General features: G+C 63.0%; 10 protein-coding genes and 1 tRNA gene. 7 read left to right on the plus strand and 4 right to left on the minus strand.

The features are described from left to right. The first annotated feature begins 232 nt into the window (after positions 1 to 232). Together NCT03_RS03530 and lolA are read left to right on the plus strand one after the other, a co-directional pair. Positions 233 to 2542 (plus strand): DNA translocase FtsK, encoded by a 2310-nt coding sequence (locus NCT03_RS03530; RefSeq protein ID WP_250491958.1) that lies wholly within the window; start codon positions 233 to 235, stop codon positions 2540 to 2542. A gap of 32 nt (positions 2543 to 2574) precedes the next feature. After that, positions 2575 to 3246 carry an outer membrane lipoprotein chaperone LolA gene (gene lolA, locus NCT03_RS03535; protein ID WP_250463657.1) on the plus strand — a complete coding sequence of 224 codons (672 nt, stop codon included), beginning with the start codon at positions 2575 to 2577 and terminating at the stop codon, positions 3244 to 3246. Between the two features lie 15 nt (positions 3247 to 3261). Here lolA and NCT03_RS03540 read toward each other — a convergent pair whose 3' ends face one another. After that, positions 3262 to 3699 (minus strand): hypothetical protein, encoded by a 438-nt coding sequence (locus tag NCT03_RS03540; protein WP_250491959.1) that lies wholly within the window; start codon positions 3697 to 3699, stop codon positions 3262 to 3264. A 194-nt stretch (positions 3700 to 3893) separates the two neighbouring features. Beyond that, entirely contained in the window at positions 3894 to 4808 is a 915-nt protein-coding gene (locus tag NCT03_RS03545) for a LysR family transcriptional regulator (protein WP_250491960.1), read from the minus strand. 117 nt (positions 4809 to 4925) lie between these two features. Between NCT03_RS03545 and speB the strand changes: the two genes are divergently transcribed. After that, positions 4926 to 5915, plus strand: a complete 990-nt coding sequence (gene speB, locus NCT03_RS03550) for an agmatinase (RefSeq protein ID WP_250491961.1) — start codon at positions 4926 to 4928, stop codon at positions 5913 to 5915. 13 nt (positions 5916 to 5928) lie between these two features. Here the strand turns inward: speB and cytX are convergent, their stop codons facing one another. Continuing rightward, positions 5929 to 7233 (minus strand): putative hydroxymethylpyrimidine transporter CytX, encoded by a 1305-nt coding sequence (cytX, locus tag NCT03_RS03555; protein WP_250491962.1) that lies wholly within the window; start codon positions 7231 to 7233, stop codon positions 5929 to 5931. Positions 7234 to 7419: 186 nt separating this feature from the next. On the opposite strand from cytX, the gene NCT03_RS03560 reads away from it, so the two are divergent. From NCT03_RS03560 to NCT03_RS03570, 3 genes are all read left to right on the plus strand, one after another. After that, a complete protein-coding gene (locus tag NCT03_RS03560; protein ID WP_250491963.1) occupies positions 7420 to 8736 on the plus strand; it encodes a replication-associated recombination protein A in 1317 nt (438 codons plus the stop codon). A gap of 234 nt (positions 8737 to 8970) precedes the next feature. Further along, on the plus strand, positions 8971 to 10269 hold the full coding sequence (gene serS / locus NCT03_RS03565; protein WP_250491964.1) for a serine--tRNA ligase: 1299 nt from the start codon (positions 8971 to 8973) through the stop codon (positions 10267 to 10269). Between the two features lie 120 nt (positions 10270 to 10389). Next, positions 10390 to 10480: transfer RNA gene (locus tag NCT03_RS03570), tRNA-Ser, on the plus strand. Between the two features lie 86 nt (positions 10481 to 10566). Here NCT03_RS03570 and NCT03_RS03575 read toward each other — a convergent pair. Further along, positions 10567 to 10953 (minus strand): hypothetical protein, encoded by a 387-nt coding sequence (locus NCT03_RS03575; protein ID WP_250491965.1) that lies wholly within the window; start codon positions 10951 to 10953, stop codon positions 10567 to 10569. Positions 10954 to 11197: 244 nt separating this feature from the next. Here NCT03_RS03575 and map point away from each other — a divergent pair, with 244 nt between their 5' ends. After that, complete coding sequence (gene map / locus NCT03_RS03580; RefSeq protein WP_250491984.1) at positions 11198 to 11980, plus strand: type I methionyl aminopeptidase; 783 nt, start codon at positions 11198 to 11200, stop codon at positions 11978 to 11980. Positions 11981 to 12060: the final 80 nt, after the last annotated feature.

Raw genomic sequence — 12060 nt, forward strand, 5'->3', positions numbered from 1 at the left:
CGTTGCAAAAGCCTTCCGAGTGAACCTTTCAATCGGATTGATAGCCGAGCGACGCAGGAATCACGAAAAAATCGTTGCTTAATCGTGGCTTAAATCACGAGCGTTTGCGTGTGACGAGTGTTACAGGTTGCAAGCACGGACGCCTTTTTGCGCCGTTCACCGCAATGCAGCGTTTACAATAGGCCACCTTATATGCGGCACTTTATAAGCCGCGACAAGCGACTCCGAATCAATGGCCAAAGCATCCTATTCCGCGAGCCCGCAGGCGCTGCCGCACCGCATGTCGCGGCTCTTCACCGAGATTCGCTGGATTCTCCAGGTTGCGCTCGGACTGTTTCTCGTCATGGCGCTCCTTTCCTATAGCCGGAAAGACCCGAGCTGGATGCACGCCATCAGCGTGGATCACATTTCGAACTGGGCTGGGCGCGTCGGCGCCAACACGTCCGATATCCTGCTGCTCGCGTTCGGGCTCTCGTCGTACTGGTTTGTCGTGCTGCTCGGGAGGCGGATCGTCGCGAATTACCGGCGCATCACGCAACCCGCGCTCGCCGACGACGACACCCCGCGCGATCGCACCTGGCTCGCCGAGGCATTCGCGTTCGTGCTCGTGCTGCTCGCAAGCGATGGCATCGAGGCGTTGCGCATGTGGTCGCTCAAGGTGCCGCTGCCGCGCGCGCCGGGCGGTGTGGTCGGTGACATGGTCGCGCGCCATGTTTCTCACGCGCTCGGCTTCACGGGGGCGACGCTCTTTCTGCTGATCGCGCTGGCCATCGGCTTGTCGCTCTATTTCCGCTTCTCGTGGTTGTCCGTGTGCGAAAAAGTCGGCGACGGTATTCTCACTGCGATCACCGGCGCGCAACTCCGGCGCGAAGCAGGCCGCGACCGCAAGCTCGGCGAGGAAGCGGCGACCAAGCGCGAAGGCAAGGTCGTGCGCTCGCGCGTGAAGCAGGAAGATCACGAGCCGGTCGTGATCGTGCCGCCGGTCGCCACGCCGCCGCGCTCCGAGCGCGCGGAGAAAGAGAAGCAGGTGCCGCTCTTCAAGGACCTGCCGGGCGATTCCACCTTGCCGCCGCTCGCGTTGCTCGATGCGCCGCCGAAAACCCAGGAAACCATTGCTGCCGACACGCTGGAATACACCTCGCGTCTCATCGAAAAGAAGCTGAAGGACTTCGGCGTGGAAGTGAGCGTGGTCGCGGCGTATCCGGGGCCGGTCGTGACGCGTTACGAGATCGAACCGGCCACGGGCGTGAAGGGCAGCCAGATCGTCGGGCTCGCGAAGGATCTGGCGCGCTCATTGTCGCTCGTGTCCATCCGCGTCGTCGAAACCATTCCGGGCAAGAATTTCATGGCGCTCGAATTGCCGAACCAGCGCCGCCAGACCGTGAAGCTCTCCGAGATTCTCGGCTCCGAGGTCTACGCAGCCGCCGCCTCGCCGCTAACGATGGGCCTTGGCAAGGACATCGGCGGCAATCCGGTCTGCGCCGATCTTGCCAAGATGCCGCACTTGCTGGTCGCGGGCACCACGGGTTCGGGCAAGTCCGTCGGCATCAACGCGATGATTCTTTCGCTGCTCTACAAGGCAAGCGTGGATCAGGTGCGGCTCATCCTCATCGACCCGAAGATGCTTGAAATGAGCGTCTACGAAGGCATTCCGCATTTGCTGTGTCCGGTCGTCACCGACATGCGGCAGGCGGGTCACGCGCTCAACTGGGCGGTCGCGGAAATGGAGCGGCGCTACAAGCTCATGAGCAAGATGGGCGTGCGCAATCTCGCGAGCTTCAACAGCAAAATCGACGAAGCGAAGAAGCGCGACGAAACCATTCCGAACCCGTTCAGCCTCACGCCGGACGAACCCGAGCCGCTCGCGCGTCTGCCGCATATCGTCGTGGTCATCGACGAACTGGCCGATCTGATGATGGTCGTCGGCAAGAAGGTCGAGGAGTTGATCGCGCGGATCGCGCAGAAGGCGCGCGCGGCGGGCATCCATCTGATTCTCGCGACGCAGCGGCCGTCCGTCGATGTCATCACCGGCCTCATCAAGGCGAACGTGCCGACGCGCATGGCGTTCCAGGTGTCGTCGAAGATCGATTCGCGCACGATTCTCGATCAGCAGGGCGCGGAATCGTTGCTCGGCATGGGCGACATGCTTTATCTGCCTCCAGGCTCGGGTCTGCCGGTGCGCGTGCATGGCGCGTTCGTGTCGGATGAAGAAGTGCATCGCGTGGTCGACAAGCTCAAGGAGCACGGCGAGCCGAACTATATCGAAGGCATTCTCGAAGGCGGACTGGCCGGCGAGGGTGAAGAAGGCGCGCCCGGCGCAGGCGGCGCGACCGATGGCGAGTCCGACCCGCTTTACGATCAGGCGGTGGAAGTGGTCATCAAGAACAAGCGCGCTTCGATCTCGCTCGTGCAGCGGCATCTGCGTATTGGCTATAACCGGGCGGCGCGGCTGCTCGAACAGATGGAGAACTCCGGGCTCGTTTCGTCGATGTCGTCGAACGGCAACCGCGAGATTCTGACGCCGGCGCGCGATTCCGACTGAGCGCCGACGTGTTTTGAATGGAGAACAAAAGCATGAAGCAACACACGGGGAAGAAGGTATTCGGCGCGGCGCTGCTGTCCGCGTCGATGCTGTTTGCATCGCACGCGTACGCGAGTGGCACGGAGCAGCTGAAGGCCTTCGTTTCGCAAGTCCACGCGGCACGCGGCGAATTCACGCAACAGGAAGTCAAGGCGCCAGGCAAGGTCAATAACGGCGCAAGCTCCACGACTACGCCGACCAAGGGCGTGACCTCCAGCGGCACATTCATGTTCGCGCGGCCGGGCAAGTTCATCTGGTCGTATGAAAAGCCGTACTCGCAGGTTTTGCAGGCGGACGGCGACAAGCTCTACGTCTATGACAAGGACTTGAACCAGGTCACCGTTCGCACGCTTGGCGGCGCGCTTGGCGCAAGCCCCGCCGCCATCCTTTTCGGCAGCAACGACCTCGACAAGAACTTCACCTCGCGCGATGCGGGCGAGAAGGGCGGCATCGACTGGCTGGAACTCACGCCTAAAGCGAAGGACACGCAGTTCGAACGCGTGGGCATCGGCTTCAAGGACGGCAATCTGCAAGCCATGGAACTGCACGACGTGTTCGGCAACGTCACGCTTCTTACGTTCTCGAACATTCAGAAGAACCCGCCGATCAAGAGCGATACCTTCAAGTTCAACGTGCCGAAGGGCGCGGACGTGATCAACGGGTAAGGTTGTGCGCCCGGCTTATTGATAGTCGGTGACGACCGTCACGAGCGCTGTCGATGGCGCTGTCGATGGCGCCGACATGGACAGCACGCCGCCTGTCGCGCCGACGTGAAACGTGCCATCGCTGCCGCGTGCGGTCTGACGTCCGGCGCCATCGGCGAAGCGCGCGTACACGCTGCCGGCAATGGCGACGCGTGCGTTCGGCGCGTCGGTTGGCGGCGGCGTGAAGTGCACCGAGACCGTCTGGTCGCTCGCATGGTTCGTCGCCGAAAAAGTTGCGGACGTTGCCGCCGTCGATGTCGATACGCCGAACGGCGGCGCCACCAGCGCGCCCCGGAATGTGATCGTGCCACCGGGCATCGTGTACACCGGGGCGGATACCGCATAGGCGCTCAGCACGGCGAGCGCCGCTGCCAATCCAACCCGGCGTGTTTCTCTCAGCTTTGCTTGGTCCATCTTTTCCCCCGTTGAAAAGTCCGTGTTTCGCGCGACGTGATTAAGCACATCCGATCATTCGGCTTATTTTTGAGATAACGCGATTAGCTTGGATATTAGGAGAAATCGTGTCGGTCGAGTGATTGGCTTTTGCTAATTGCTCGCGGAAATCGATGCTTGTCGAATAAGCATGCGTGCTGCTTATTTAGCTGCGTCTAAGCAGTGTGAGCGGCGGTCATGTCCTCGATGAATGCATCGACGATATCGTTCTTCGCATTGCGCGAGCCGCGTCCGCGCTCGGCGCGCACGACCATGTGAAACGCCACGCGATAACGCATGAACTCGGGATTCAACGCGGCGAGCAAGCCGTCTTTCACATAAGGCGCGGCGAAATGCTCCGGCAGATAACCGAGATGCCGCCCGGATAACACGAGCATGGCGACGGCTTCCATGTTGTCCGCGACCGCGCCGATAGTGCGCGGCGTGAGCGCGCCTGCTTCGGGCAGCGGATAGCTTCGCCACGCCCACGCATGCTCGGCGGCATCGTCCGGACTCACATTGCCCGCGTGTACAAAAAGCGGATGCTCTCGCGCGCAGTACGCGAACTGATCTTCGGCAAAGATCTGCGTGTATTCGAGCGACGGCACGCGATGCCAGAAGTAGCCGATCGCCATCTGAATGCGGCCGGCAAGCAGCATTTCCTCGAGTTCGCCTGGCGAGCGGACGAGCACGGATAGGCGCACCGATTCGTCGCGTCGCCGGAAGCGCGCGATCGCCTCGCTGATGCGCGCATTCGCGCTCACCGGCGTGTTGCCGATCATCCCGAGCGTCAGCGTGCCGACGAGTTTTCGGCCGACATGGCGCGCGGTGGAATCGAACGTTTCGACAGCGGCGAGCAACGCTCTGCATGCATCGACGAATTGCTCGCCGCGCGAAGTGAGTGCGAAACCGCCGCGTCCGCGCTCGCAAAGCCGGTAGCCGAGGCGCGTTTCGAGCGTCGCGAGTTGCGTGCTGATGGTCGACTGGCCAACATTGAGCGTGGCCTGCGCGGAGGAAACGCCGCCTGCATCGACGATGGCGAGAAACACGCGTATGAGCCGCAAATCCAGGTCGGAAAGATGAGTGAACACGCGCGCCGCCTATACATCGATTGGGATCGATGTGAAGTTGTTTTCGTCGCCATTTTAGCTTGGGTCAAAAGCGGGTACTAATACGCCATCTTTGGCTGAACGGAAACATTTGACACCATGAATACGTCTTCGCTCTTTACACCTGCCGAACACTTCGACGCCGAACGTCCGCAACCGCTTTCCGGCAATCAGATGCCGCGCTGCGGCGGCATCACCACGATGATGCGTCTGCCGAACGTGCCGACGGCTGCCGGTCTCGACGTGTGTTTCGTCGGCGTGCCGTTCGACCTCGGTACGTCGAATCGCACGGGCGCGCGTTTCGGCCCGCGTCAGGTGCGCAGCGAATCGGTGCTGCTGCGCCCGTACAACATGGCGACGCGCGCCGCGCCGTTCGACTCGCTGCGCGTGGCCGATATCGGCGATGTCGCAATCAATCCGTACAACCTGCTGGATTCGATCGACCGCATCGAGCGCGCATATGGCGAGATCCTCGCGCACGATTGCAAGCCGATCACGCTTGGCGGCGATCACACCATCGCGTTGCCGATTCTGCGGGCGATCCACGCGAAGCACGGCAAGGTCGGGCTCATTCACATCGACGCTCACGCCGACGTCAACGACACCATGTTCGGCGAGAAGATCGCGCACGGCACGCCGTTTCGCCGCGCGGTGGAAGAGGGCTTGCTCGATTGCGGGCGCGTCGTGCAGATCGGCCTGCGCGGCACAGGCTACGAGGCAAGCGATTTCGACTGGTGCCGCGAACAGGGCTTTCGCGTCGTGCAGACGGAGGAGTGCTGGAACAAGTCGCTCGCGCCGCTGATGGCCGAAGTGCGCGAACAGATGGGCGACGGGCCGGTGTATGTCACCTTCGACATCGATGGCATCGATCCGGCGTTTGCGCCCGGAACCGGCACGCCGGAAATCGCGGGTCTGACGGTGCCGCAGGCGCTGGAGATCGTGCGCGGCGCGTGGGGCTTGAATATCGTCGGCGCGGATTTGGTGGAGGTTGCGCCGCCGTACGATCCGTTCGGAACCACGGCGCTGCTCGGGGCGAATCTCGCGTTCGAGTTGTTGTGCGTGTTTCCGGGCGTCGAGCGGCGCGCGTGAATCGGGCGAGACGTTACGAAGCCAACGCCGCCCGCCGCGTTGAAACCAGCAGCAAGTAGCAGACGGCGCCCAACGCAAGCGATGGCAATGTCGCGCCCAGATTCGGCAGCCACTGGTTGATCGCGTGATAGGCCGCGATTCCGATCGCCCACGCGACAAAGGCGCTCACGTGCCAGCCGCCCGAATAGCCATAGCGGCCGACGGACTGGCCGAGCGCGGCGAGATCGACGCGGCGTTTTCTCACGATGAAGTGATCGGCCAGCACCACGCCGAAGAGCGGCGCGAACACCGAACCGATCAGCAGCAGGAAGTTCTGATACTTGCCCATGGCGACGGCGAGCGCGACCAGCGTGCAGAGCGCGCCGAACGCGGCGGAAAGCACGGGTACGCTCACGCGCGCCCAGAACGTGCCCGTCGAGACGGCGGCGGAGTGGATATCGGCGAAGGCGTTGTCGATTTCATCGATGAGAATCAGGAGCAGCGCAATGCCGCCACCCGCTTGCGCGAGCGCGATGGTGAGGAGCGCATCGCCGCCGCCCGCGGCCAGCCCGTACACCGCGCCGAGCGCGTAGAACCACAGGTTCGCGATGCCGTAGCCGAGCAGCGTGCCACGAAACGAGCCGCCCGCGCTGCGAGAAAAGCGCGTGTAATCGGCAATCAGCGGCAGCCACGAAAGCGGCATGGCAACGACCAGATCGATCCCCGCGCCGAACGCCAGCTCGCCGGTGCCAGGACGCGCCAGCAGCGCGGCCAGATCCTGCTTGGCCAGCAGATTCCACGTGAGCCAGCCCGCGCCCGCGAGCAAGAGCCAGATGCCCCAGGTACGCAGAAAGCGCCGCACGAAGGACAGCGGACCGCTCACCGCGAGCAGCGTGGCGAGCACGCCGAAGATCACGGTCCAGACGAGCGGCATCGACAGATTGAAAGATTGTTTGGCGAGCGCGTCCGCGGAATCGCGCATGACGATGATTTCGAACGAGCCCCAGCCGACCAGTTGAACGGCGTTGAGCACGGCAGGCACCGACGCGCCGCGCACACCGAGCGTCGGGCGCAGCGAGGACATGGCGGCGAGCCCCGTGTCCGCGCCGACCACGCCCGCGAGCGCGAGCAGCACCACGCCGATCACCGTGCCGATGACGATTGCCACGAGTGCGTGCGGCAGCGACAGACCCGGCACGAGCAGCGCGCCCGCCTGCGCGACCAGCAGGCCGATGCCGAGCGAGAACCACAGCGCGAAGGCGTCGCTGGTGCCGAAGGCGCGCCGTTCGGGCGGCACGGGAATGAGCGGGGCGTAAGTCGACGTGTCCTCTTGCTGCATCGGATTTGATCCTTATCTTGTCTGTTCGCGGTTTGTCCGAAGCCGTTGCTCGCGCGCGAGCATCGGCTGTCATAATGACCCGGATTTTGCGGCCACGCGGAGCAATGCGCTAGCTCTGCCGTTCGGCATAGGCAAAAATGCGTCCGGTGACCCGGCCGTCGGCGCCTCACCTCACTCAGCAAGCACATGTTCGAAGAAAACCGTGGCACCGTCCCGCTCGCGGAACGCCTGCGCCCCCGCACCATCGACGACGTGATCGGGCAGAAGCATCTGCTCGGTCAGGCGAAGCCGCTGCGCGTCGCGTTCGAATCGGGCGAGGCGCATTCGATGATCCTCTGGGGCCCGCCCGGCGTCGGCAAGACCACGCTCGCGCGCCTCATGGCCGCTGCCTTCGACGCCGAGTTCATCTCGCTTTCGGCGGTGCTCTCGGGCGTGAAGGATATCCGCGAGGCGGTCGAGACGGCGCAGATTCATCGCGCGAACGGGCGCCAGACGCTCGTGTTCGTCGATGAAGTGCATCGCTTCAACAAGAGCCAGCAGGACGCGTTCTTGCCGCACGTGGAGTCGGGCCTGTTCGTGTTCGTCGGCGCGACGACCGAGAATCCGTCGTTCGAGGTGAACAGCGCGCTGTTGTCGCGGGCCGCCGTCTACGTGCTGAAAAGCCTGGACGCCGACGAGTTGAAAGAACTGCTGGAGCGCGCAAGCACTGAACTCGGCGGCCTGACCTTCACCGACGAATCGCGCGACGCGCTGATCGGTTCCGCCGATGGCGACGGCCGCAAGCTCCTGAATAACCTGGAAATCGTCGCACGCGCGGCCGCGCAGCAGAAGCAGACGCACGTGGATGGCGCGTTGCTCGGCAGCGCGCTCGCCGAAAATCTGCGCCGTTTCGACAAGGGCGGCGACGCGTTCTACGACCAGATCAGCGCGCTGCACAAGTCGGTGCGTGGCAGCAATCCGGACGCCGCGCTGTACTGGTTTTGCCGCATGATCGACGGCGGCGCGGACGCGCGTTATCTGGCGCGGCGCATCGTCCGGATGGCCTGGGAAGATATCGGTCTTGCCGATCCGCGTGGCGCGCGCATCGCGCTCGATGCCGCCGAAACTTACGAAAGGCTCGGCTCGCCCGAGGGCGAACTGGCGCTCGGGCAGGCGCTCATTTATCTGGCGGTCGCGCCGAAATCGAACGCGGGCTACAACGCGTATAACGAGGCACGGCGCTTCGTCGGCAAGGATCAGTCGCGCGACGTGCCGGTGCATCTGCGCAACGCGCCGACGAAGTTGATGAAGGAGCTCGGCTACGGCCACGAGTATCGCTACGCGCACGACGAACCGGACGCCTATGCCGCCGGTGAAACCTATCTGCCGGACGGCATGCGCGATCCGCACTGGTATGTGCCGACGCCGCGCGGGCTGGAAGGCAAGATCGGCGACAAGCTGTCGCGTCTCGCGGAACTCGATGAAGCCTGGCGGCGCGAGCACAAGGATGAGAAGAAGCGGTAAGGGGTGCTGCACGCCGGCGGGTGCTTCGTTTCACTCGCACCGCCCGCCTGTTTCATCGAGCGAATCGAAGCGGCACGCGCCGGCCGTAACCGGTGCGTTAGACTTCACAGCTACTGGCGGCGCGCCTTGCCGCAAATATCGGCGGTGCATGATCGCCTGAACGCCAGCCACGGCCGCGCCCGATGCGTGCGCTAAAATCGTCGTTTTCGAATACTTAACAAAAGCATCCCCGACATGCTCGACATTCAACACCTCCGTAAAGACCTGGACGGCGTCGCGAAGCGCCTCGCCGACCGAGGCTACACGCTCGACGTCGCCGCCTTCGCCGCGCTCGAAGCCGAGCGACGCGACATCCAGACCCGCACCGAAGAACTTCAGGCGCGCCGCAATAGCCTGTCCAAACAAATCGGCGCGATGAAAGGCCGTGGCGAGGACACGTCGGCGGTGATGGCGGAAGTAGGCGGCATCGGCGACACGATGAAGGCATCGGCGACGCAACTCGAAAACGTGCAGAAGCGTCTGTCGGACTTGATGCTGACCGTGCCGAATCTGCCTCACGAAAGCGTGCCTGTGGGCAACGACGAGAAGCAAAACGTCGAACTGCGCCGCTGGGGTTCACCGCGCGCGTTCGATTTCGAGGTCAAGGATCACGTCGATGTCGGCGCGCCGCTCGGCCTCGATTTCGAAACCGGCGCAAAGCTTTCGGGCGCGCGTTTCACTCTCTTGCGCGGGCCTATTGCGCGGCTGCATCGCGCGCTCGCGCAGTTCATGATCGACACACACACCGAACAGCACGGCTATACAGAAGCGTACACACCGTACATCGTGAATCCTGAGATTCTCTACGGCACCGGACAGTTGCCCAAATTCGCCGACGACATGTTCCGCGTCGAGAAGGGCGGCGACGAAAACACGGTCACGCAGTACCTCATCTCCACCTCGGAGATATCACTCACGAACACCGTGCGCGACAGCATCCTCGAAGCGAGCGCGCTGCCGGTGAAGCTGACGGCGCATTCGCCGTGCTTCCGTTCCGAGGCGGGTTCATATGGACGCGACACGCGCGGCCTGATTCGCCAGCATCAATTCGATAAGGTCGAGATGGTGCAGGTCGTCGCACCCGAGCACTCGTACGCCGCGCTCGACGAGATGGTCGGGCAGGCCGAAACCATTCTGCAGAAGCTCGAATTGCCGTATCGCGTAATCACGCTTTGCACGGGCGACATGGGCTTTTCGGCGGCGAAGACCTTCGACCTCGAAGTGTGGTTGCCGGCGCAAAACACTTATCGCGAGATATCGAGCTGCTCGAATACCGAGGCCTTCCAGGCGCGACGCATGCAGGCACGCTTTCGCAATGCACAAGGCAAGCCGGAGTTCGTGCATACGCTCAACGGCTCGGGTCTCGCGGTGGGACGCACGCTGGTTGCCGTGCTGGAAAATTTCCAGAACGCGGACGGCTCGGTGACCATTCCCGCGGTTTTGCGCCCTTACATGCGTGGCGCGGAGCGTATCGAGGCGCCGGCTGTGGTCTGACGTTTATTTTTAAAAAGGGTCTTGGAAAGCTCGAACGACTTCGTTATACTTTCGTTCTTCGCTTGGCAACGACCCGCTTCGCGAAGGCCGGCAAAGCCTTTAAGGCCCAGGCTGGTAGACGGAAAGGTGGCAGAGTGGTCGAATGCGCTGGACTCGAAATCCAGTGTACAGTTTTGCTGTACCGTGGGTTCGAATCCCACCCTTTCCGCCAAGATACTAAACCCCGCAAGTCGTGAGACTTGCGGGGTTTTTCGTTGAGGGCCCGGTTTCGTTCAAGGCTTTCGCATCACGTCGGCATCAAGTCGTGCATCGCGCCACATCGAACCTCAGTTCGGGCTCCGGCAACCCGCTGTAGTCATCCACGGATCGCTGCACCTTCACCTCTGTTCCATACGCGGATGGCGTCAAGGTCACGAGCCACGCGTTCGGTCCGACGACGAGCTCCGTCGCTCCTTGATTGCGCACCGTCTGCACCGAAGGCAACCTGCCTTCGAGACAGCCCGATATATCCGACGCACGCCGCGCCGATGAAACATGAATCACGGGCTTCGACGCTCTCAGCTCCGGGCCACTAGTCGAACTGCAGGCAGCCAGCACGGACAAGACCGCGGTAACGGTACAAACGGCATAAACGGCATAGACGGAATAAACGGCACGAGCAGCATTCAGGCGATGCAGGTTCATATCTTCAGGCTCGGGTTCTCAAGTGCGAATGCGGGTCACTAGACCACAATCGCGCATCGATCACAAGACCGCATGGCGCGATCGCAAACGCCCGATGTCGCCACGAAACGCAGCACGCATGCGCCTTTCCAAAGAGAGAGGGCCGCACGAGAGTGCTATCATCGGCCCCAATGTCCTCGTGCACGGCGCGCCCCAAGCGGCGTTTCTCGCGCCACGCACGCAGGCGCGACGAACACATCTGCCAATGGCCATTACGCTCAAGACACCCGCTGACATCGAGAAGTTACGCATATCCGGCCGCATGGCCGCCGAAGTCCTCGCCATGATCGGGGAACACGTGCGCCCCGGCGTCACCACGGACGAACTCGACGCCATCTGCAACCGCTTCATCGTCGATGAACTGAAGGCCGTGCCGGCGAACGTCGGCTACATGGGCTTTCCGAAGACGGTCTGCACGTCGGTGAATCATGTCGTCTGTCACGGTATTCCCGGCCCGAAAGAACTGAAAGACGGCGACATCATCAATATCGACGTGGCCATCATCAAGGACGGCTACTTCGGCGACACGAGCCGCATGTACTACGCCGGCACGCCGAACAAGGAAGCGCGGCGCCTCACCGAAACGACCTACGAAGCCATGGTCGCGGGCATCCGCGAAGTGCGTCCGGGCGCGACGCTCGGCGACGTCGGCCACGCAATCCAGACGGTCGCGCACCGTGAAGGCTTTTCGGTGGTGCGCGAGTACTGCGGTCACGGCATCGGCCGCGTGTATCACGAAGATCCGCAAGTGCTGCATTACGGCCAGCGCGGCGCGGGCCTGCGGCTCAAGGCCGGCCTCGTCTTCACCATCGAGCCCATGATCAACGCGGGCCGTCCCGCCACGCAGCAGTCGCGCGACGGCTGGACGGTGACCACGAAGGACCGCTCGCTGTCGGCGCAGTGGGAACACATGATCGCGGTAACGGAAGACGGCTTCGAGTTGCTTACGCCCTGGCCGGATGGCGTAGGCGCCTACGCCGCGCCGTAAAGAAGCGCGCGAGTACCGTTTGCGCGCGCCGTGATGGTGCGTGAGCGGCGAGAGCGCGTCTGCATGTGCGCTGTAAAGCA

It is taken from the genome of Caballeronia sp. GAWG1-1, from assembly GCF_023631465.1.
Classification (GTDB): Bacteria; Pseudomonadota; Gammaproteobacteria; order Burkholderiales; family Burkholderiaceae; genus Caballeronia.